Annotated in this window: 18 protein-coding genes; all 18 read left to right on the top strand. The window is 51.1% G+C overall.

All coding sequences use genetic code 11. The annotated features are described in order from the left end of the window. The first annotated feature begins 36 nt into the window (after window positions 1–36). Genes KK078_RS17375 through KK078_RS17290 form a run of 18 tightly spaced genes read left to right on the top strand, consistent with a single transcriptional unit; the run spans window position 37 to window position 21,775 of the window. On the top strand, window positions 37–843 hold the full coding sequence (locus KK078_RS17375; RefSeq protein WP_254091573.1) for a polysaccharide biosynthesis/export family protein: 807 nt from the start codon (window positions 37–39) through the stop codon (window positions 841–843). 3 nt (window positions 844–846) lie between these two features. After that, the gene (locus KK078_RS17370) at window positions 847–3,276 is read left to right on the top strand and encodes a polysaccharide biosynthesis tyrosine autokinase (protein WP_254091572.1); all 2,430 of its coding nucleotides are present in this window, start codon (window positions 847–849) and stop codon (window positions 3,274–3,276) included. A 48-nt stretch (window positions 3,277–3,324) separates the two neighbouring features. Then, window positions 3,325–4,746: an MBOAT family O-acyltransferase gene (locus tag KK078_RS17365; protein WP_254091571.1), complete on the top strand. Its 1,422-nt coding sequence runs from the start codon at window positions 3,325–3,327 to the stop codon at window positions 4,744–4,746. Next, on the top strand, window positions 4,746–5,834 hold the full coding sequence (locus KK078_RS17360; protein WP_254091570.1) for a hypothetical protein: 1,089 nt from the start codon (window positions 4,746–4,748) through the stop codon (window positions 5,832–5,834). The genes KK078_RS17365 and KK078_RS17360 overlap by 1 nt, the downstream gene beginning before the upstream one ends. Window position 5,835: 1 nt before the next feature. Next, window positions 5,836–7,635, top strand: a complete 1,800-nt coding sequence (locus KK078_RS17355; RefSeq protein ID WP_254091569.1) for an ABC transporter ATP-binding protein — start codon at window positions 5,836–5,838, stop codon at window positions 7,633–7,635. 26 nt (window positions 7,636–7,661) lie between these two features. Continuing rightward, a complete protein-coding gene (neuB, locus tag KK078_RS17350) occupies window positions 7,662–8,702 on the top strand; it encodes an N-acetylneuraminate synthase (RefSeq protein WP_254091568.1) in 1,041 nt (346 codons plus the stop codon). 6 nt (window positions 8,703–8,708) lie between these two features. Beyond that, the gene (neuC, locus tag KK078_RS17345) at window positions 8,709–9,836 is read left to right on the top strand and encodes a UDP-N-acetylglucosamine 2-epimerase (protein WP_254091567.1); all 1,128 of its coding nucleotides are present in this window, start codon (window positions 8,709–8,711) and stop codon (window positions 9,834–9,836) included. Window positions 9,837–9,847: 11 nt separating this feature from the next. Then, complete coding sequence (locus KK078_RS17340; protein WP_254091566.1) at window positions 9,848–10,540, top strand: acylneuraminate cytidylyltransferase family protein; 693 nt, start codon at window positions 9,848–9,850, stop codon at window positions 10,538–10,540. Continuing rightward, window positions 10,540–11,667 carry a polysaccharide pyruvyl transferase family protein gene (locus tag KK078_RS17335; protein WP_254091565.1) on the top strand — a complete coding sequence of 376 codons (1,128 nt, stop codon included), beginning with the start codon at window positions 10,540–10,542 and terminating at the stop codon, window positions 11,665–11,667. Before KK078_RS17340 ends, KK078_RS17335 begins: the two co-directional genes overlap by 1 nt. Before the next feature lie 15 nt (window positions 11,668–11,682). Further along, window positions 11,683–13,065, top strand: a complete 1,383-nt coding sequence (locus KK078_RS17330; protein ID WP_254091564.1) for a surface carbohydrate biosynthesis protein — start codon at window positions 11,683–11,685, stop codon at window positions 13,063–13,065. A gap of 14 nt (window positions 13,066–13,079) precedes the next feature. Then, window positions 13,080–14,024 carry a glycosyltransferase family 2 protein gene (locus KK078_RS17325; protein WP_254091563.1) on the top strand — a complete coding sequence of 315 codons (945 nt, stop codon included), beginning with the start codon at window positions 13,080–13,082 and terminating at the stop codon, window positions 14,022–14,024. Between the two features lie 25 nt (window positions 14,025–14,049). Continuing rightward, a complete protein-coding gene (locus KK078_RS17320; protein WP_254091562.1) occupies window positions 14,050–15,519 on the top strand; it encodes a capsular polysaccharide export protein, LipB/KpsS family in 1,470 nt (489 codons plus the stop codon). A gap of 20 nt (window positions 15,520–15,539) precedes the next feature. Further along, on the top strand, window positions 15,540–16,613 hold the full coding sequence (locus KK078_RS17315) for a glycosyltransferase (protein ID WP_254091561.1): 1,074 nt from the start codon (window positions 15,540–15,542) through the stop codon (window positions 16,611–16,613). A gap of 7 nt (window positions 16,614–16,620) precedes the next feature. Further along, window positions 16,621–18,165 (top strand): aldolase catalytic domain-containing protein, encoded by a 1,545-nt coding sequence (locus KK078_RS17310; protein WP_254091560.1) that lies wholly within the window; start codon window positions 16,621–16,623, stop codon window positions 18,163–18,165. Between the two features lie 9 nt (window positions 18,166–18,174). Then, the gene (locus KK078_RS17305) at window positions 18,175–18,873 is read left to right on the top strand and encodes an acylneuraminate cytidylyltransferase family protein (RefSeq protein WP_254091559.1); all 699 of its coding nucleotides are present in this window, start codon (window positions 18,175–18,177) and stop codon (window positions 18,871–18,873) included. Further along, window positions 18,851–19,483, top strand: a complete 633-nt coding sequence (locus tag KK078_RS17300; protein ID WP_254091558.1) for an HAD family hydrolase — start codon at window positions 18,851–18,853, stop codon at window positions 19,481–19,483. Before KK078_RS17305 ends, KK078_RS17300 begins: the two co-directional genes overlap by 23 nt. Before the next feature lie 15 nt (window positions 19,484–19,498). After that, window positions 19,499–20,920, top strand: a complete 1,422-nt coding sequence (locus KK078_RS17295) for an MBOAT family O-acyltransferase (protein WP_254091557.1) — start codon at window positions 19,499–19,501, stop codon at window positions 20,918–20,920. 3 nt (window positions 20,921–20,923) lie between these two features. After that, complete coding sequence (locus KK078_RS17290) at window positions 20,924–21,775, top strand: SGNH/GDSL hydrolase family protein (RefSeq protein WP_254091556.1); 852 nt, start codon at window positions 20,924–20,926, stop codon at window positions 21,773–21,775. Window positions 21,776–21,777: the final 2 nt, after the last annotated feature.

Genomic DNA, 21,777 nt, shown 5'->3' with positions numbered 1-21,777 from the left:
TATATTTACCGCTTCTAAAAAAGCGATCTCGACGAAATGATGCGAATATGGCTGTTATTAGGCGTGCTCCTGTTGACTTTTGGCGCCTGTGTTCCAAACAAGAAGCTGGTTTATCTTCAAAAGGACGATCTGAAACGGCGGAAAGAGATTCCTAAAGACACAGTTTTACGCTCCCACCAGCTTAACATTCGGGAATACCGGATTCAACCTCTTGATATTCTTAGTATTAGCTTTGAGACGCTGAGCAAGCAGGACGATGAATCCGACTTCTTGCAGAAGCTTTCGACGCGCAGCAATAGTGGCGGCTCAGGTGGCGGCGGCGCGTCAGGAGGCGCGTTAAACGGTATTGTCGTAAACACCGAGGGCGAGATCGACTATGCCGTTATGGGAAAGATCAAGGTAGCCGGCCTGACACTATTTGAAGCCAAGGATACGATCGAAAAAGTAATTGCCCAATATGTGCCGGACGTCGTGGCGCGTGTGCGTATGATGAATTTCCGTTTTACGGTTCTGGGTGAGGTGAATGCCGAGAATACCGTCGTCTCGGGCAATACCCGATTGACGATGATGGAGGCGATCGGTCTTGCCGGTGGCTTGTCGGAACTCGCGGACCGCAGCCACGTGAAAGTGTTACGACAGAAGGGGAGCGAGGTCGACGTGTTTTATGTCGATCTTCTGAAAGAGGAATATGTCGAGTCTCCTTATTATTACGTTCAGCAAAACGATGTTATCATTGTCCCACCGCTGAAGCAGCGTCCGTTCCGAAAATATTTTGTAGGCAATCTGGGCGTCATTACCACAGTCATATCCTTTGGTCTGTTTATCATAACTTTGTCCCGATAAACTTTGAGCGCGTCTACATCAATACCCGAATTTCCGGATGAACAGAAAAGCCGTAGCCAGGGCGGCGTGCAGATAAATCTCAAGCGAGTGCTCGACCGGGCACTGCGGTTTTGGTATCTCATTGTCATTTCGCTGGCCATCGCGATGACGATCGCGCATCTCGTAAACCGGTATAGCACCAGCATTTATCCCGTGAAGGCTTCTATCATCATTCGCGAAAGCGAGGAGAATGCCGGTGCTAAGTTCCTATACAATAACGAGCTGTTGACACCCTACCGGAATTTTTACAATGAGATCTATATCATGAAGTCGTATCCACTGCTGCAGGAGGTGGTTGAAAGCCTGGGCTTCCATGTTTCATTATACCTGGAGGGCGACATAAAAACAACGGAATATTACAACCACAATTTCCCGGTTGATCTGAGGGTGTTGCCCACTGGTAAAAGTGCCAACGGACTGTCATGCTACTTTAAGGTGACGAGCGACAATACCTACAGTCTGGAGCCGATCATGTCTAATGATGATGCCCGACAGCGCCACGCTCCGCTATCCTTCGACGACAGTGTGCAGGTAAATGGCTTTCGCTTATTTGTCCGCAAAAAAGGAGACATCTCTGAGATCAGAAATCAGACGTTTGTGATACGATTTAATGATCCGCTAGTATTGGCCAAATCGTATTCTTCCCGTTTAAAGATCAATTGGGCAATGCAGGGCGCCTCCGTCGTCGACCTGGAGGTAAACGGCCCGGTGCCGCGAAAGGAGATCGACTTCCTCACACGCTTTATTGAGCGTTACCAAAACTATGATATTGAGAAGAAAAACAATATGGCGTCGCGCGCCATCAAGTTCCTGGATCATCAACTTTTAGTGATTGGCGACTCGCTGGACTATTTCGAAGATCAGGTAGAGGGTTTCAAGCGGCGCAATATCATTACCGAGCTACAGGACGAGACTAACCGCCTCTATGAGAAGCTAACGGGTTTTGAAGATCAGAAATTCCAGTATCGTCTCATTGACAACTACTATAATTACATCACGCGTCTTTTGCAATCGGATCAGTTTGACGGCATTTTTACCCCGACTAGCGTTGGTATTACCGACCCGGTCATCTCCGGCCTGGTCACACGTCTGATCGAGGCTCGTACACGCCTGCATATGTCGCAGGGCTCTGAAAAGAGAGGTGCAGTAAAGTACCAGGACGTACCGGGATATCAGAGCACCGTACGTGAGATCGACCAGATCAAATCGAGCATTCTGGAGACAATTGAGAACAGCCGAAAAACACAACAAATAAACATTGCGTTTATCAATGATCAGATTGCGCTGGTCGAAAAGCAGCTGGCTAAGTTGCCCAGTACAGAGCGTGAACTGGTGCAAATTCAGCGTAATTACTCTCTCCGGGAAAACCTCTACGTGTACTTGTTGCAGAAACGTACGGAGGCGGGCTTGTCTATGGCCTCGACCACGTCTGACATAGTAGTCGTAAATCCCCCTATGGCCGGTGGAGCGATCTCGCCTAAGCCCTCACAGAATTATATCTTTGGCCTGGCTGCTGGGTTGTTGCTGCCCGTCCTGGTGTTTGTGTTGCTGGAGTTGCTCAACAACCGGATTCAGTCCAAAGAGGACATTGAAAGGGCGACGGATGTGCCGGTCATCGGTGGAGTGGGGCATAATCCTGCGGAAGATCGCCTGGTGGTGGCCAATAAGCCACGCTCGGCGATGGCCGAGTCTTTTCGGGCGCTTCGATCGAACCTCAATTACTTTACGGGTAACAAAGAGCGCCAGGTATTTATGGTAACGTCTTCCATTCCGGGGGAAGGTAAGTCTTTTACGGCGCTTAACCTCGCCTCGGTGTATGCTCTGGCAGGCAAGCGGACGGTGTTGGTAGGGGCTGACTTGCGTAAGCCGAAGTTGTTCGATGAGCTTGGTCTGCTAAATGCCGTGGGGTTAAGTCAATATCTTTCAGGTATGAGCACGTTGGAAGAGATTACTCAGGCGAGCAACATCGATAATCTCTACTTGATCGCGGGCGGACCTATGCCCCCCAACCCAAGCGAATTGCTGCTGCGTGCGTCGATGGAAGATCTGATCGGCAGGCTGCGCCAGGAATATGACTTCATTATTGTCGATACGCCACCGCTGAGCTATGTGACCGACGCCTTTGTATTGTCCAAATATGCTGACCATACTCTGTTTGTTGTACGCCAGAACTATACACCGATGCAGGCCTTGTATGCACTGAATGAGTTTTACCTGACAGGGAAGCTGATGAATATCAGTGTGCTCTTTAATGACCTGCGGAAAAGCGGTCTCGGATACGGTTACGGCGGTGGTTATGGCTACGGGTATGGCTATGGCTATGGGTATGGGTATGGGAGCTATGGCTACCGCAGCAGGACGAAGGGCAAAGATCACGGCTATTACCACGAATAGCAATGATCTTCGCGTTGCATAACCGATTAGTGTCATATTACAGAGTATATGCTGTTTAACTCACTTGAATTTGCGGTCTTCCTAATGGTGGTGTACACCCTATATTGGGTATTACGCGAGCGACGGCTGCAGAATAACTTGCTTTGGATTGTCAGTTATGTTTTTTACGCTTGGTGGGACTGGCGTTTCCTGTTCCTGCTGATGCTGTCCACGCTGATCGACTATAGTTTTGGGCTGTGGATCTATAATTCGAAGAACCGTAAAAAACTGTTTTTGTGGCTCAGTATTTTTAACAACCTGGCCGTTCTGTTCTTCTTCAAATACTTCAATTTCTTTTCCGACTCTGCACGCATTCTGCTCGAATCCTTTGGCCTCCACATGAACCCCGTTCTATTGGAAGTCTTGTTGCCGGTAGGCATCTCCTTCTATACTTTTCACGGCATGTCGTACGTCATCGATATTTATCGTGGACAGGCTACGCCGATCAAAAGTTTTGTGGACTATTCATTGTTCGTCAGCTTCTTTCCGTTGCTCGTGGCTGGGCCCATTGAGCGGGCAACGCACTTGCTGCCGCAGATCACACGCGACCGGTCATTTAATTATACACAATCGGTAGAGGGCCTGCGCCTCATCCTGTGGGGCCTTTTCAAGAAAGTAGTGATTGCCGACAACTGTGCGCTGGTGGTCAACCAGGTCTTTAATCACTATGAAGTGGCCACAGGCTCGGAACTCATTATAGGAACGGTCTTTTTTGCGTTCCAGATCTACGGTGACTTTTCGGGGTATTCGGATATCGCCATCGGCACCGCCAAATTGTTCGGTATCGAATTGCTGGTCAATTTCCGGACTCCCTACTTCGCCCGCGATATCGCCGAGTTCTGGCGTAGATGGCACATTTCACTTACGACCTGGTTTCGCGACTACATTTACATTCCGCTGGGCGGCAGTAAGGTTAGTCGAATGAAAGCGGTGAGGAACACGATGATCGTATTTTTGATAAGCGGCTTCTGGCATGGGGCAAACTGGACATTTATTGTGTGGGGAGCGCTCAATGGCTTGTATTTTCTGCCCTTGTTACTGACGGGCAATAATCGCCGCAATACCGATACGATTGCCGCCGGACGGTTGCTGCCGTCGCCGCGTGAGTTGTTCCAGGTAATGACGACGTTTGCACTGACATGCTTTGCCTGGATATTCTTCCGATCGGAAAGTATGACGCAGGCCATAGGGTACATCCAGGGAATTTTCACGCACTCGTTTTGGGGGCAGCATGTAACGAAGCTCGATATGCGGTTGGTTGGTATAATGGGCATTTTCGTGGTGCTGGAATGGCTCTTCCGAAACGGATTGCCCCAATTCCTGCAACGAACCAACGCGGTGACGCGGTTTGCACTGTACTATAGCCTGGTGCTGCTGATTATTTTCTTTGGGGCTTTTGGTAGTGAGGAGTTTATCTATTTTCAATTTTAATGAAATCGTTCATTTTCAAGACGTTGCTGTATGCGCTGCCAATCGCGCTGTTTTTGCTGGTGCCGTATGCCGTACTGGAAATTTCAGGTGAACTGGATGATTTTTCAGAAAGGAACATAGCTTCTGGCGAAATTCTCGGCCTTGCGTACAGTGACCAGGCGCGCGATTACAAACTGCAACAGATTTTGTACCGGAAGCCCGAGGTGTTGGCGCTCGGTACATCTCGCATCATGCAGGTGCGACACTTTTTCTTTCAGCAAGACGTAAAATTTTTCAACGGCGGAGGGGTCATTGCCGATATCGGGGACCTAAACTGCCTGAGTGAGGAATTCAAGCGTGCCAACTATCGTCCGGCGTTTATTTTGTTATCGCTTGACCAGAACTTCTTCAACGCCAATTGGGACGATATGCGTGATCCGTGTCGTTACAATCGCACGCGTCATGCGACGCAGCTTTTCACCAACTCGTTGAAAAAGGTCTATACTGATCTATACGACGGTAAAATAGATCTTGCAAAATTGTGGCATACGTCCGAGCATATAGGGTTGAATGCCATCATGAACGGCAACGGGTTTCGTTATGACGGAAGTTATAGATATGGAAAGACCGTTGAAAAGGTATTTCGTGGCGATACGGTTTCGTTTGTCGATGTTGAGAAACGAATTAAACGCGGAATTAACAAATTTGAATGGTGTTACCAGGTGAACCCGGAAGCGATCAATGTATTGCAGAGATTTGTAATGTATTGTGAGAAGAATGGTATTGCGTTGGTGATGTTTTTTCCACCATATCCGGATCAGATATACCAACGGATGGTGACATCTGGCAAGTATGATTACTTACTGAAGTTGGATTCCGCCATGCAACGCCATCGTTTGCGGGTACACAATTTTTCGTCTCTCAAGGAACTAGACGCCACGGATCACGAGGCGGTCGATGGTTTTCATGGGTCGGAGGTGGCTTATCTGCGCCTGATACGCACATTGTGCGGGCGTGGCGAACATACACTCGCGAAATACGTAGATAAAAGCCGGTTTGGGTTGCTGGATGCACCCGCTAGCCCGGTGGAATTGATAAGAAAGAAGTGACATGAAGCTTAAGTTTAATAATAATTTCTTAGGGTATTTTTCATTTTACTACAGCGTATTGGGTAACAGGTTGATCCTGAACCTGGTGCTAAGTATTCTCATCAGTTTCCTGGATGGTATGGGACTAGCGATGTTCATGCCGCTGCTGCAAGCCGTAGGTGACGGTGAGCGTGTGAGCGCGTCGCAGGAGGAGACGATGGGGGGATTGCATTACCTGACCGATGCCATCACGGGTCTGGGCTTTGACATTACCGTCGACACGGTGCTGGCGGTGCTGGTGATCGTATTTGTAGTCAAGGGTGCGGTCAAGTTCGCACAACTGAAATACCAGGTGCACATCCGGCATACGTTTATGCGTACGGTTCGTTATCGTCTGGTGGACGATCTGCAGCACCTCAGCTATCGGGGCTTTCTGAGCCTCGATGCCGGTCGCGTACACAATACGCTTACCAGCGAAGTGCAACGCCTGTATCAGGGCATGAATAATTATTTCAATGCGGCCCAATCGGTGGTCATGCTGGGCACGTATGTATTCCTGGCCTTCATGGCCAATTACCAGTTCGCGTTCCTGGTAGCTATTGGAGCCGGCCTGTCGAACTTCCTGTACCGCAAGATTTACAACTCGACCAAGCGCATTTCTCTTGAAATATCGCGCAAAGGGAACAGCTTCAACAGCTTTCTGGTGCAGGCGGTTTTTAATTTCAAGTACCTGAAGTCAACGAACTACTTTGCTGTATTCGCCCAGAAGCTCAAAGGAGTGATTCGGGAGTCAGAGTTGCTATCGCGGAAGACGGGTACTTATAGCTCAATCACTAACAGTATCAAAGAACCGATCATCATCGTGATCGTCGTGCTTGTCATTCAGGCTCAACTGAAGCTGATGGGGGCAAACCTGTCCACCATCTTGCTTAGCTTGTTATTGTTCTACCGGTCGCTCACCTACCTGATGGTTATTCAGAATCACTGGCAGTATTTCATTCAGAACACCGGCTCGATGAATTCGGTGGCGACGCTGCTGACAGAAATGGAAAGCATGCAGGAAGTGCAGATGCCGGTGGCTGCGCCGCCGATCCAGCGCGGCATTACCATCCGCGACGTGTCGTTTTCCTACGGTGCCAATGCGGTGTTGCAACATATCGATCTGCATATTCCGAAGAACCATACCATCGCGCTGGTTGGCGAGAGCGGTTCGGGCAAAACTACCCTGGCGAATATGATTGCCGGGTTGATCAAACCCGACGAGGGAGAGATCCTGCTGGATGACATGTCGTTGCAGCAGTACAACCTGGACAGCTTCCGCAGCAAGATCGGGTACATCTCGCAAGAGCCGGTGATTTTTAATGATAACATCTACAACAACGTCACCTTCTGGGCTGAGTCGACGGAGGCCAATCTCTCGCGCTTCTGGCAGATTATCGAGTTGGCTTCGCTGACGACATTTCTGTCGAGCCTGCCAGAGAAGGAAAAGACCAACCTGGGCGACAACGGCATACTGATATCCGGCGGACAGAAACAGCGCATTTCCATTGCACGCGAACTGTATAAGGCGGCCGAGGTGCTTCTTCTTGACGAGGCGACCTCTGCACTGGACTCGGAAACCGAAAAGATTATCCAGGGCAACATCGAAATGCTTCACGGTCGTTATACTATCGTGATCATCGCGCACCGCTTGTCGACGATCAAGAATGCCGACGCGATCTACCTGTTGGAGAAAGGTAAGGTTGCAGCCTCGGGGAGCTTCTCGGAAATGCTCGAGCGGTCGGCGCGCTTCAAGCGCATGGTCGAATTACAAGAATTTTAATTACGCAAAATATATAAACAAACTATATGCATCCTTTCTTTGAAATCCGGGGCCGGAAAATCGGGTATGATTATGACCCTGTGGTTATTGCAGAAATAGGTATCAATCACGAAGGGTCGCTGCAGACCGCGTTCGAAATGGTCGATGCGGCCCATCGCGCGGGCGCCGAGATCATTAAACACCAGACTCACATCGTTGAAGATGAAATGTCGGCCGACGCAAAGAAAGTAATCCCGGGCAACGCCGACGTCTCCATTTACGAGATCATGAAACGCTGCGCGCTGAACGAAGAAGACGAGCGCAAGCTAATGGAATACGTGCAGTCAAAGGGAATGATCTTCATCAGCACGCCTTTTTCGCGCGCGGCGGCCGAACGCTTGCGGAAATTTGACGTGCCGGCCTATAAAATCGGTTCGGGCGAGTGCAACAACTACCCGCTGCTGGACCATATCGCACAATTTGGAAAGCCTATCATCCTGAGCACCGGTATGAACGGCATCGACAGCATCCGCAAGGCCGTTGCAATTTTCCGCAAACACAAGGTGCCATTTGCGTTATTGCATTGCACGAACATTTATCCTACGCCGCCGCACCTGGTACGTCTGGGGGCGATGGACCAGCTGGCGAAGGAGTTTCCCGATGCGGTGGTAGGGCTTTCCGACCACACGGTAAACAACCTGGCATGTCTCGGCGCCGTGGCGCTCGGCGCGTCCGTTCTGGAGCGTCACTTCACGGACCGCATGGACCGTCCAGGCCCGGACATTGTTTGCTCGATGGACCCGAAGGCTATGGCCGAGCTTATCGAGGGTTCGAAGATCCTGAAGCAGGAGCGCGGCGGCGAAAAATCTTTCGTGAAGGAAGAGCAGCCGACGATTGACTTTGCCTATGCTTCTGTCGTGTCGATCAGCGAACTCAAGAAGGGCGACATTCTGACGAAAGAAAACATTTGGGTGAAACGTCCGGGCACGGGTGAAATCCTGGCAGAGCACTATGAGTCCCTGATAGGGAAACGTGTCAAGAACGACGTCGCCAACGACGTGCACCTGAAGTGGAGTGACCTGGATTAAATTGTGATGATTAAAAAAAGAATCCTGTTTATTACCGGCACGCGTGCCGACTTCGGGAAACTCAAGCCGTTGATCAAGGCCGTGCAGGATCACCCGGATTACGATTATATGATCTTCGGAACGGGCATGCATATGCTGTCAAAATATGGCAATACCATCATGGAGATCAAGCGTGCCGGTTTCGATAACCTGTTCATGTACGTAAACCAGATGGAAGGCGAGTCGATGGAAATCGTACTGGCCAACACCATCACGGGGCTTACACGGTTTTTGCACGAATATCACATGGACCTGATCGTGATCCATGGCGACCGCATAGAGGCTCTGGCGGGCGCCATTGTCGGCGCCCTTCGCAATACGCTGGTAGCACACGTCGAGGGTGGAGAGGTTTCGGGCACGATTGACGATCTGCTTCGCCACGCCACGTCCAAGCTCTCGCACATGCATTTCGTGGCCAGCACGGTTGCCGAAAAACGCCTGCAGCAGCTGGGGGAGAACGGCGGGAGTATCTTTCGCATCGGCTCGCCCGACGTCGATATCATGCTGTCAGACACGTTACCATCGTTGCCGGAAGCAAAAAAACGGTATGATATATCGTTCGACAGTTATGCGATCGCGATGTTACACCCGGTCACAACAGAGATCGACAAGCAGTACGAGAATGCCACCATTTTTGCCGATGCTGTGCTGGCGAGCGAGCAGAATTATATTCTGATCTATCCCAATAACGACCTGGGATCTGCCGAGATCTTTCGTGCGTATGAGCGTCTCAAGAATCAGCCGCGCATCAAGATCTTTCCGTCGCTGCGATTCGAATATTTCCTGACGTTGCTTCGACATACTGACTTCATCATAGGCAACTCGAGCGCCGGTATTCATGAGGCGCCCGTTTACGGAGTACCTACTGTCAATATCGGCACCCGGCAGAACAATCGTCTGCAATACGAGTCCATTTTTAACGTAGACTTTGACAAGGCCGCGATTCTGGATACGATTGCCCGGGCGTTCGAGAAGAAACGGTTCCCGCCCTGTGGGCACTATGGTGATGGTAACAGCGCCGAAAAATTCCGGAAGGTGATCGAGTCAGAAGATTTCTGGCAGACATCGAAGCAAAAGAAATTCCGCGACCTATAACCGTAACAAGTGTGTATAGAGAGAAGAAATTTCTGGGCTTGATTACCGCGCGCGGGGGATCGAAGGGAATACCGGGAAAGAACATTGCCGATCTTGGGGGAAAACCCTTGCTGGCATGGACCATTGAAGCGGGACTTGGCAGCCGGTACCTTGACCGGCTGATCTTATCGAGTGACGACGAGGCCATCATGGCGATAGCGCGTCAACGCGGCTGCGATGTGCCGTTTGTCCGGCCCGCCGTGCTGGCGCAAGACGGTAGTTCGAGTATGGATGTGATCATGCACGCCCTGGATCAGCTCGAGGAACATTATGACTACCTGGTGTTGTTGCAACCGACGTCGCCCTTTCGCCATGCGGCCCATATCGACCGCATGATCGAGTATACGCTGGAGCAACAGGCCCGCATGGTGGTGTCGGTTTCGAAAACGCGTAAAAGTCCCACGTTGTTGTTTTATAAAAACGACGATAATACGATGGTGCCGGTGGTGAGCGGCGACAACAGCCATCGCCGGCAGGATGCCAAACCTGCTTACGAATACAATGGTGCCATTTATATATCGACAGTGGACTATATCCGCGAGGTACGCTCGTATAAGACTCCCGAAGTGCTCGGGTTTGAACTAACCGGCTTCAACGATATCGATATCGACGAGCCGGCCGATTTGCTATATGCCCGCTTCCTGGCGGATAATAATTTGTACTGATGAAAATACTTCATTTAGCCTCCCATTATGGCAATATTGGCGACAACGCCAGCCACTTGGGATTCCGAAATATACTGGCTTCTCTCGGAGGGGCTGCCTGGCAGATCGACAGACTCGAGATACGCCGGTTTTACAACAACTACTCGCTGCCCGACAAGTGCCGGTTTGATGCGGACTTTGCCGCCCACGTCAACACCTACGACGCGTTTGTTATAGGCGGCGGCGGTTTTCTGGATTTCTGGGTGGAGAATAGTGTAACAGGCACTACGCTGAACATTTCGCCGGAAGTGCTCGATCTGATCCGGGTGCCACTCATTATCACGAGCGTAGGCTGTATGCCGCATAAGGTAGTGCCCGAAGGAAACATCGACAAATTCAGACGCTTCCTGGATCAGCTCCTGGCTAAGCCTAACGCCTATGTCGCCGTCCGTAATGATGGTTCGAAAGATACGTTGAAGGAATTTATCGGCACGCACTATTACGATGCCATCCCTGAAATATTAGACCACGGCTTCTTTTACGAAAACGACGGCAGTCTTTACCGCGCATCCGAGAAACCGTATATCCTGATCAACACAACTGCCGATCAGGTGCACATGGAAAACCGAAATCTCGGCAAGATCGACGAAGGTGCCTACGTGCGCGAGATGGGTACTGCTGTGAATCGTCTTATTGCCGATACCGAGCTTGACATTGCCTTTGCCCCCCATATTTACAGTGACTACAAGGCTATCGATGCGATCCTGAAGTATGTAAATGACTTTCACATTCGAACACGGGTGGCTGTGGCGCCCTTTGCTCAGGGCGACTTCGGGTGTAACCAGATTTACTCTGGCTATAAAAACAGCGCGATGGTGGCAGGCATGCGGTTCCATGCCAATGTTTGCAGTATCGCACTGGGCGTGAAGAGCATAGGCCTGGCGGCATTGGACCGTGTACAAAACATGTATGACAGCCTGGGGTATTACAAGGCGGTGGTGCGGGTCGATCAACCGTTTGCAGAGGACCTGGTGACGACCGTGCAGCGAAAATTGCACGAACCGGCGCCATCAGGGCATGATGTTTTAGGACAAAGGAAGCGAGAAACACGCGCCTTCTATCAATCGATATTCTCTCAATTATTTTAACCACTTCATTCTTCGATGAATTTGCTATTTCCGGTAGAGACCCTGAACAGGGAAATTGATTTTCGCATCACGCTGGCCGCCAAGCTGGCGGAAAAGGACCGGTCGATCTTTATCGGGCAGTACCAATTTCTGCAGCGCCTTATTCCGCACTTCAAGAACGGTATCTATGTAGGAAAGAATATTTTTGCCAAGCGCTCGGATGTGGATTCTTATCAGGGGTATTACCGATTGAAGAAGAGAGGCTTCGACATCGTATACCTGCACGAAGAGGGCGCGGTATTCAGCGGCACCGAGAAAGACTGGCAGGATAAGTTGTCGTCACAGTATAACATCGACGTTTTCGATGAAAACGATCGGGTATGTGTATGGGGAGATTTTCAGGCCGACTACGACCGGGGGCGTATCAAGAACAAAAAAGTACCGGTGATCACCACGGGGCACCCGCGTTTCGAGCTTTACAAGAAATATAGATTCCTCTACGACGAGGACGTCCGCAAGATCAAAGAACGCTTTGGCGACTATGTATTGGTGAACGGCAATTACGGTCGGGCCAATCATGGCGGCGGGCTTTCGTATTTCTTTTCTGACAAAGGGAACTACATTGTATCCGATCCCGTCAAACGTCTACAAAAGATAGATTATTACGTGGGATCGGCCATCCAGCTTTCCAAGATGGTCGAACTGGTCCATCATCTGGCGGTTCGCTACCCACACATTAATTTTGTTTACCGGCCGCATCCGGTGGAAAATCATAGCTACTATTACACGGTTTTTAAGGGGGTCCCCAACATTCATACCGTGTACGAAGGCTCTGTCGGCCCGTGGATACTCGGCTCATCGGCCATTTTGCACGATGGATGTACAACCGCCATCGAGGCGCAGCTGTCGGGCATTCCGGTAATCAATTACAAGCCGATCTATGCTGAGTCGAATAGCAACTATCTGCCCAACCAGATGGGACGGCGGGCACAGACCATCGATGAGGTAGCGACCTTGCTCGACGAAGCTTTCCGCGATAAGACTGCCTACTCTGCCGGCTTTGTGCTTCCGGAGAAGGCTCAGCGTTTGATGGAGAATTTCCGGTCTGACGCGTTTGACAAACTGACCGAGGTTATTGAAGAACGTATCGGCCGTGCTGCGAAGAACGATTTTGCAGTGCCGGGGAACAATGTCATCCGCAAGGTATTTCTCCGGCGTGAGGCCAAGTTGCAGGGCAGTAAGTTCTATAACAAGATGCTTGGCCGCAAGGAGGGGAGTTTTCGCCTGGCAGAGCAGAAATTCCAGGGGTTCGACAAGGTATACATCCAGGATAAGATTGCTATGCTGGAGGAGGTCTTGCAAAAAAAGATAGATGTACAATTTTACAATAAATACCTGATTCGCATCGGTCGTAAATAATCGGTTCTTAAACTATGGCCCAGCAACCTTTTTTTTCAGTCGTCATACCCGTTTATAACAAGGCTGCGTACCTGCGTACTACGGTAGCGTCCGTGCTGGCCCAGACGTTCCATTCGTTCGAATTGGTACTGATTGTAGACAAGTCGACCGACGGTTCGGAAGAAGTGGCAACGAGCTTGGCCGACCCGCGCATCACAGTATACAACCGCGATACGCCCGGACCAGGCGGGTATGCTGCTCGTAACCTGGGTGTTGAAAAGGCGAAAGCTGAATGGATTGCGTTTCTCGATGCCGATGATGTGTGGATGCCCGCGTTTCTGCAGCAGGTTCACGATGCCATTGCGACGCATAGAGATATTTCTTTGTTTTGTTCGGGTTTCCTGGTAGGCAACGAGCAGAAAAGCCGCCCGCATATGTACTACCGGCGTTTCGAGGCCGCGGGTAGTCATGAATTTGACCTGCAGCGTTTTTTACTGCACAAACCCATTCATACTTCCAGCGTCGTGATACGCCGAGACCTGTTGTTGTCATCGGGTGGGTTTCCCGCCGGGCGTTTCAAACGTGGTGGCGACAGCGAAACCTGGTTGCGTCTGATGTACACCTGTAAGCGCGGCTTCTGGGTTTGCTACCTGGGGGCGCGTTACGACAATCGGGTGGTCGACAGCGTGATAAACGCTAACAAACATTATTTGGCAAACCACCCCGTGCGGCAATTAGTTCAACAACTCCTGCCGACCGTGCACGACAAGGTGATGCGGCGTGCGTTGAAGCGTCACTCCAACTCTTTTATGTTCCCGAGCCTGCGTGCGCTGGGCCGTCAGCACGCCCTTTCTCCCCGTCATTTCGGGGCGTTATTCTATGACCGCACGCTGTGGCGAATGAGTGTGGCGGGAATGTTCCTCTTATCGCTGGCGCCGCGCGCCGCGCAGCGGTTTTTCGTAAATGCTTTAAAAAAATGACCTTATATTGTGAATATCGATCCGCATGAGAACGCTTGTATTTTCGCCATATCTTTCTTCTTTGTTTAACGCCGTGATGCTTGACCGACTGCAAGAAGAAATTCATGCGGGCGGAGCCGAGAAGCTTTATTTTCTCAGTTGTTTCCAGACGTTCGACATCTGTGCGTTCAACAAAACGTCTGAGTCTTCGAATTGCTATTACTGCGAAGCAAACATCGTCAATACATTGAAGCTGGTGGAAGGCGAATATGACGTGCTGCGCCTGGCGCAGCTCATAACACCGGAAGACCGCGTGACGGCAGACGACTTTTTCAGGAACGTTACCGATATTCGTCACGATCTTTATTTCGAGACATTTGACGTGGGCGAGGCCGCCATATCGCCATATATCACACGCACGCGCGATAAGAACCTGGTGCGGGAAAATAAAGACACTTTCTTGCGGCGGGTGTCTTACAATTCTTTGCTCGTATACCTTGGAGTAAAGCGATTCCTGCAGGAACACCAGATCGAAAAGGTTATATTCTTCAATGGGCGCCTTGACTACACACGTTCGGTATTGCGTGCCTGCCAGGCGCTGTCGGTAGACTGTTACCTGTACGAACGGGTGCGACCAGGCGGGATCATCGAGTGTTTTCACAATGTGTTGCCGCATACCATTGAGGCGCGCCAGGCACTCATCGACGAGGCTTGGAGCGATCCGACCGTACCACAGGAAGAGAAGATGCGCATCGGCTCCAATTATTATGAGCGCAAGCGCAAGGGCGAAGTGATCATTGCGCGCTCATTTGTAGTAGCACAGGAGAAAAACAGGCTGCCGGCGGGTATCGATTTCTCGCGCAAGAATGTCGTCTTGTATAACAGTTCGGACGATGAAATTGCGGCGGTAGGCCCCATGTACAAGAATCCCTTCTTCCAAGGGCAGGAGGATGGTACTCAGTACGTGGTGGACTTTTACGGAAAGAATTTTCCGGAATACAATCTTATTATCCGCATGCATCCGAACCTGAAGGGACTCACCTATCACTACGTAGAGGTGATCCGGTCGCTGCACCAGAAATATCCCAATATATATGTCATCGCGCCTGAAAGTGACGTGGATACTTATGCGTTGCTCGATACAGCCTGGAAGGTCATATCGTTTGGTACGTCAATGGGCCTAGAGGCAAGCTTCTGGGGTAAGCCGGTAGTACTGCTGGCCAAGGCCCGTTACTTCTACGCCGATGTAGCGTATGTGCCGGCAGACCGTTCCGGCGTGGATGCTTTGCTAACAGACGACCTCATGCCGAAGGACAAGACTAACGCGGTCAAGTTTGGTTATTATTATCTGAACGGAGGCACGAAGACCCGTTATTTCTTCTCAAAGGGGCTGAACCAGAATTATTTCAAAGGGCAGCCCATGAAAAAATTTACGCTGAAACAAAAGTTGATTAACCGGGCCATCAAGGTATACACCCGGCTTACGAAGAAAAAGGTGGTGATCAGAACCTTCTGATTAACCGGTGAATCAGGATTATGGAGAAACAACGCTTTGTATTTTTGATAGGGTCGCTGAAGAAAGGCGGGGCTGAGCGCAACTTGTCACGGGTGGCTTCGTCGCTTTCCGTCAGGGGACATTCGGTGTACCTGATCCTGTTCGAGAAGAAGATAGAGTATCCGCTCGACACGGGGGTTCAGATCGTCGACCTTGCTATTGAACAGTATAAAAACAAGCTGGTAAAGCTGCTCATGATTTACTGGCGGGTGACGGCAACCGTATGGCGTATCCGGCCACGGTATGCGATATCTTTTACCCGCCTGGGGGGCCAGTTTCTGGCCAGCACATTATACCCGCGGGTTATGACCCGGTACGATGCCTATCCGTTCTTCTTCAAAAAACGGAAATGGATAACGTCCATGATAATGTTTAACTTACCGAATGTGCGCAAGGTGATCTGTCCATCGTCGGAATTGCGGCGTCATGTGCGGAAGTATTATATGCGAAAGTCGAAGCTGCACCTGTTATACAATCCGGTTCCCGACATTACCAGTAGCGCCCTGGATACGCCGGTCGTGACGCCACGGCCTTACTTTGTTGTCGTGGGAAGGCTTCATCCGCAGAAGCGTATCGAAGTGATCTTCGAGGCTTTTGCCGGTTCTGTTGCGCGCGACTCGTATGACCTGATGATTTTGGGTGAGGGCTATGACGAGGCTCGTTTGCGCAAGCGCGCAGCAGACCTGGGCATTCAGGATAAGGTGATTTTTAAAGGCTTCCTCGCCGATCCGTATCCGATCATGCGTCATGCGCGGGCCTTGCTTTCGGCTTCCAGCAAAGAGGGATTTCCGAATGTGCTGGTGGAATCCTTGTTCCTGGATGTGCCGGTACTGGCCGCCGACTGCCTGACCGGTCCGAGCGAAATTATTGTGGACGGCGTGAACGGGTATCTTTTTCCTGTGGGCGACGTTGCCGCGCTTAGGAAACACATCGACCTGCTGGTGACCGACGAAGCGCGCTATCAAACACTGCGGCGGCAAGCGAAGGGCTCGGTCGCAAAGTTTGACCAGGATCTGATACTGAGTCAATGGATGGAAGTTTTAGCAATAAATTAAGAAGATTATGAAGATACTAGATTGCACACTCCGGGATGGCGGATATTATACCGAATGGGATTTCAGCAAGGAAGTTGTAGAAAAGTATTTCAAATCCTTTAATGATCTGCCGGTAGACTACCTGGAGATCGGTTACCGCAGCAACCCCATGCGTGAATATCTGGGCGAATATTTTTACTGTCCGCAATATGTGCTGGAGCAGGCGCACACCCTTTCGAACAAGAAGCTGGTGGTGATCCTGAATGAAAAGGATGTACGACCGGAGCATGTGCCTGCGCTGTTGACGCCGTGCGTGGGAATAATCTCAATGGTGCGTATTGCACTTGATCCCGAGCAGTTGTCGCGGGCATTGGTGCTGGCCGAGGCCATTAAAAAAATGGGATTTGAAGTAGGCTTCAACGTTATGTATATGTCCAAATGGAAGCAATACAGCGCTTTCCTGGACGAGCTGAAATATGTAGACGCCGTGGCAGACTATTTCTATATGGTCGATTCATACGGTGGTGTGTACCCGAAAGACGTTGTCGAGACGATAGACCTGGTGAAGCAACGCACCGCCTGCAAAATCGGTTTTCACGGACACAACAACCTGGAGCTGGCGCTGATCAATTCACTGACGGCGGTGGAGCACGGAGCGGCGATGATCGATGCCACAGTGACGGGGATGGGGCGCGGTGCCGGTAACCTGAAGACCGAGCTGTTGCTTACGGCGCTTAATTCCCGTGCAGACGTGAAGGTAGACTTCAATGCGCTCAGCAATGTGGTTGATGCGTTCGAGAAGTTGCAAGAGCACTATGGCTGGGGCACGAACTTGCCCTATATGGTATCGGGTGCTAACTCGTTGCCGCAGAAAGATGTTATGGAATGGGTGACCAAGCGCTTCTACTCATTCAACAGCATCATCCGGGCCCTGCACAACCAAAAGGAGAAAATTGAAGACAACCAGAAGCTGCCGATTTTTCAGCCTGTGAAGCGCTATGCCAAGGCCGTCATCATTGGCGGCGGCCCGAATGCTCTCCAACACCAGGCAGCAGTGATGGAGTACATGCAACGGAACAGTGACGAGATTTGTCTGATCCATGCAAGCTCGAAAAATGCGGGCAGCTACAAGAGTATCCGGGCCGATCAATACTTCTGCCTGGTGGGTAACGAAGGCCACCGCCTGGAAAGTATTTTCCGGGGAGAGTTGAGCCATTTCAACGGTCAGTGTGTACTGCCTCCATTCCCGCGAAAGATGGGGACCTATATTCCGGAGGCTATTCAGGGAAAGAGCTTCGAACTGGCCAGTGTGGATTTTACCGACAGGCTACGCGACTCGCATACGGCGCTGGCACTGCAAACAGCGCTCGCCCTGGGCGTTCAGGAAGTGCTGCTTGTAGGCTACGACGGCTACCAGGAGAAAACGATTACGCAATTGGAGAAAGGGCTTTCGGACGAAAACGAGTTTCTGTTTAACACGTTCACGGCATACGGCAAGTGTACCCTGCGTTCGCTGACGCCAACCAACTACGCCAACCTGCCGGTGGTTTCGGTGTACGCTTATTTAGTTTAATCATTGCCGATGAAGAAAGATATTTGCTTTTTCCTGCCCACGCGCAAAGGCAGCCAGCGCGTCAAATCGAAAAATACGCGCCCGTTTGCGGGTGTGGAGGGAGGCATTCTGGCGGTGAAGCTGCAGCAGCTAATGGAGTGCAGGACCCTGCAGCGCATCGTGCTGTCGACAAACGATGAAGAATCGATGGACGTGGCCCGTCGGATAGACCCCACGGGTGAAAAGGTGCAGGTTATTATCAGACCCGATCATCTGTGTCTCGACACCACGGTACTAACCGACCTGATCGCCTACGTGCCGGAGATCATTTCCGAATCGCATATTATCTGGGGGCACACCACGACGCCCTTTGTGACGGCCGCGGAGTATGACAAAGGCATCGGCGCCTATTTCGACAAGCTCGGGCAGGGCTATGATTCGCTGATCAGCGTCATGCCCCTGCAAAACTTTCTACTCGACGCACAGGCCAATGTCTTCAATTACGATGCCGGCGCAAACCGCTGGCCCCGGACGCAAGACCTGCCTGTGCTATACGAAGTGAACCACGCCATGTTCATCGCGTCGCGGGAGACATACCGCAACGACCGTAACCGGGTCGGAGGAAGGCCCTTCCTGTACGAGCAGGACAAGATCAAGTCCTTTGACATTGATTGGGAAGACGATTTTCTGATAGCCGAAGCAATCTATGATAAACTTATCAAACTATAGTTGCCTGCTGTGGGACTTCGACGGCGTGCTGATGGATTCTATGCCTGTGCGCGACGAAGGCTTCCGCCATGTGCTGGCGTCCTACCCGCAGGAGCAAGTAGCGGAACTGATGGCATACCACCGCGTCAACGGCGGATTGTCGCGATATGTCAAGTTCCGGTACTTCTTTGAGGAGATTCGAAAAGAACCCGTAACAGAAGAACAGGTACAAGGCATGGCGACAGACTTCTCGGTGGTCATGAAACGTCTGCTGATCAACAAGACACTGCTGATCAACGACTCGCTGGATTTTGTACGCCGCCGCTACCGCGACGTTCCGATGCACATCGTGTCGGGATCTGACGGTGTGGAGCTGAATATGATCTGCCTCAGCCTGGATCTCGCGCAGTACTTTGTCTCGATCCACGGGTCGCCGACCCCCAAGACACAACTGGTGAGAGAGGTATTGGCCGCCAACGGGTATGATCCGAAACGAACCGTGCTGATCGGCGACTCGATCAACGACTACCAGGCGGCCACGGCCAATGGTATTGACTTTATCGGTTACAACAACGCTGAGTTTGATCATAACGGGTATAACTATATCCGGTCATTTTCAACCATCCCTTAACCTACCGCCGCGCTGATGCTTTTCAATTCTGTCGTCTTCCTGCTTTTCTTTGTCATCTTCTTCTTTTTGTATTGGTTCGTCGTGGGCCGCAGCATGCGTGCGCAAAACGTGCTCATTCTCCTGGCCAGCTATCTGTTCTACGGCTGGTGGGATTGGCGATTTGTCTTTTTGCTGATGCTGTCTACACTGATCGACTATTTCTTCGGTCTGATCATTCACCAATCGGCCACGCAGGCGCGCAAGAAGATCTACCTGTGGCTGAGCATTGTCAACAACCTGGGCATTCTGGCCTTTTTTAAATACTATAACTTTTTTGCGGAAGCCTTCCAGGATTTCATGGCAGGGTTCGGTCTGGAAACGCATCCCTATGTGCTCAACATCCTGTTGCCTGTAGGCATCTCGTTTTATACCTTCCACGGCATGTCATACGTGCTGGACATCTACAACGGCAAGGTTACGCCAATTAAGAATTTCATTGACTATGCGGTTTTTGTTTGCTTTTTCCCGTTACTGGTAGCGGGGCCGATCGAGCGGGCCAATCACTTGTTGCCGCAGGTGGCACAGCCCCGGGTATTTCGTTATGAGCAGGGCATGGACGGCTTGCGCCTGATCGTATGGGGCCTTTTTAAGAAGGTGGTGATCGCTGATAATTTGGCCGTGGTGGTTAATTCCATCTTCAGCAGCTACGCCGATGAGTCGGGGTCTACGCTGGTGCTGGGCGCCGTGTTTTTTGCCTTCCAGATCTATGGCGACTTCAGCGGCTATACCGACATTGCCCTGGGCACGGCCAAGCTGCTCGGCTTTGAATTGCTCACAAACTTTAAGTTTCCGTATTTCTCGCGGGATATTGCCGAGTTCTGGCGCCGTTGGCACATCTCGCTATCGTCGTGGTTCCGTGACTATGTATACATCCCGCTCGGCGGCTCGGCAGGAGGCAAGGGCCGGGCATTGCGCAACATCTTTATAATCTTTTTGCTAAGCGGGTTCTGGCACGGTGCCAAGTGGACCTATATCCTTTGGGGCGGTTACCACGCGTTGTTGTACGTGCCCTTGTTTATGGTCAACACCAACCGCAAGCACACGGGCGAGATCGTTGCTGCCAGCCGCTGGCTGCCTTCCGTGCGCGAGACATTCCAGATGTTGCTCACCTTCGTGCTGGTAACAATAGGCTGGATCTTCTTCCGGGCCGATACCGTACACGATGCGTTCCACTATATACAGGGCATTGGGCACCATTTGCTGACCATGCCGAAGTATGCCGATTCATTGCTGCTGGTTGCCCTGTTACTGGTCCTCGACTGGCTGTCGCGGCACGACGAACGGAAACCACATGCGCTCGTTCCGGCCATACCGTATGTGCTGGTGATGACGATCGTGCTGCTACTCTTTGGTAAAGGCAGCGAAAACAATATCGAATTCATTTATTTTCAGTTTTAGGACATGAACAAATTTCTGCGTCACCTCTTGCTTTGCCTGGGTATCCTGCTACTGGTCAACCTGGTATATATTTTTGTGATCGGCGGTAATTTACGGTCATATGAAGAAAAGTACCTGGAATGTCCCGAAGAGTTTCGGCTCCTGATCCTGGGTGACTCTCATTCCAACCGGTCATGGGCCGCCAATACAGATCCCAAGCGATATAATTTTGCCACCGGATCGGATAATGTAAGCGACATGCGGATGAAGTTCGAGTACGCGGCGGCACGAAATCAATGGAAGGGCGAAAAGGCCGTGGTCCTTCCTTTCGAGCCTCACCTGTTGTCGGCATACCGCGAAACAAAGCAGAACAATGCTGCCAACCGCATCATTAACAATCCGTACCTGAACAAGCACCTGGTGTACTGGCTGCCGTTGTTCTTCGATCAGAATACAGCCTTTGACACCAAACGCTTCTTCCTGATGTTCGGGAAGAAAGCGGACGATCCCGAGCGCGACAAATTTACCCGACCCCATGCCCGCTCGCGTGCCGCAGCGCAGTTCCCCGACGCCGCCGTGAGCCGTACATTGCTGCGCGAATACCAGGAGCTGATCGATCTGGCGCGGAACAACGGATATACGATCATTCCCGTACGGTACCCGGTACATCCGTACTACGATTCGCTCATACAGCTGCGTCCGGCCAGCATATACCTGACAAAGGTGATCGATTCGCTGGCGGCGGCAAACAACCTGCACGTGCAGGACTTCACAGCGCCGTTGGCAAACCCCCAGTGGTATGTAGACCAGGACCATCTGAATAAAAAAGGGTCGGCGGTTTTTCTGGATCATTTTGCTAAACAATACCCATATTAACC

The organism is Dawidia soli (genome assembly GCF_018598185.1).
In the GTDB taxonomy this organism is placed as follows: Bacteria; Bacteroidota; Bacteroidia; order Cytophagales; family Cyclobacteriaceae; genus Ohtaekwangia; species Ohtaekwangia soli.
This window is presented reverse-complemented; position numbering and strand designations above follow the sequence as displayed.

Excerpts from the sequence above, each read along its gene's own strand:
- KK078_RS17305 (WP_254091559.1), top strand. The coding sequence starts at position 18,175 with ATGAAGAAAGATATTTGCTTTTTCCTGCCCACGCGCAAAGGCAGCCAG.
- KK078_RS17310 (WP_254091560.1), top strand. The coding sequence starts at position 16,621 with ATGAAGATACTAGATTGCACACTCCGGGATGGCGGATATTATACCGAA.
- KK078_RS17295 (WP_254091557.1), top strand. The coding sequence starts at position 19,499 with ATGCTTTTCAATTCTGTCGTCTTCCTGCTTTTCTTTGTCATCTTCTTC.
- KK078_RS17355 (WP_254091569.1), top strand. The coding sequence starts at position 5,836 with ATGAAGCTTAAGTTTAATAATAATTTCTTAGGGTATTTTTCATTTTAC.
- KK078_RS17325 (WP_254091563.1), top strand. The coding sequence starts at position 13,080 with ATGGCCCAGCAACCTTTTTTTTCAGTCGTCATACCCGTTTATAACAAG.
- KK078_RS17375 (WP_254091573.1), top strand. The coding sequence starts at position 37 with ATGATGCGAATATGGCTGTTATTAGGCGTGCTCCTGTTGACTTTTGGC.
- KK078_RS17360 (WP_254091570.1), top strand. The coding sequence starts at position 4,746 with ATGAAATCGTTCATTTTCAAGACGTTGCTGTATGCGCTGCCAATCGCG.
- KK078_RS17320 (WP_254091562.1), top strand. The coding sequence starts at position 14,050 with ATGAGAACGCTTGTATTTTCGCCATATCTTTCTTCTTTGTTTAACGCC.
- neuC (WP_254091567.1), top strand. The coding sequence starts at position 8,709 with ATGATTAAAAAAAGAATCCTGTTTATTACCGGCACGCGTGCCGACTTC.
- KK078_RS17290 (WP_254091556.1), top strand. The coding sequence starts at position 20,924 with ATGAACAAATTTCTGCGTCACCTCTTGCTTTGCCTGGGTATCCTGCTA.
- KK078_RS17330 (WP_254091564.1), top strand. The coding sequence starts at position 11,683 with ATGAATTTGCTATTTCCGGTAGAGACCCTGAACAGGGAAATTGATTTT.
- KK078_RS17315 (WP_254091561.1), top strand. The coding sequence starts at position 15,540 with ATGGAGAAACAACGCTTTGTATTTTTGATAGGGTCGCTGAAGAAAGGC.
- KK078_RS17300 (WP_254091558.1), top strand. The coding sequence starts at position 18,851 with ATGATAAACTTATCAAACTATAGTTGCCTGCTGTGGGACTTCGACGGC.
- neuB (WP_254091568.1), top strand. The coding sequence starts at position 7,662 with ATGCATCCTTTCTTTGAAATCCGGGGCCGGAAAATCGGGTATGATTAT.
- KK078_RS17365 (WP_254091571.1), top strand. The coding sequence starts at position 3,325 with ATGCTGTTTAACTCACTTGAATTTGCGGTCTTCCTAATGGTGGTGTAC.
- KK078_RS17335 (WP_254091565.1), top strand. The coding sequence starts at position 10,540 with ATGAAAATACTTCATTTAGCCTCCCATTATGGCAATATTGGCGACAAC.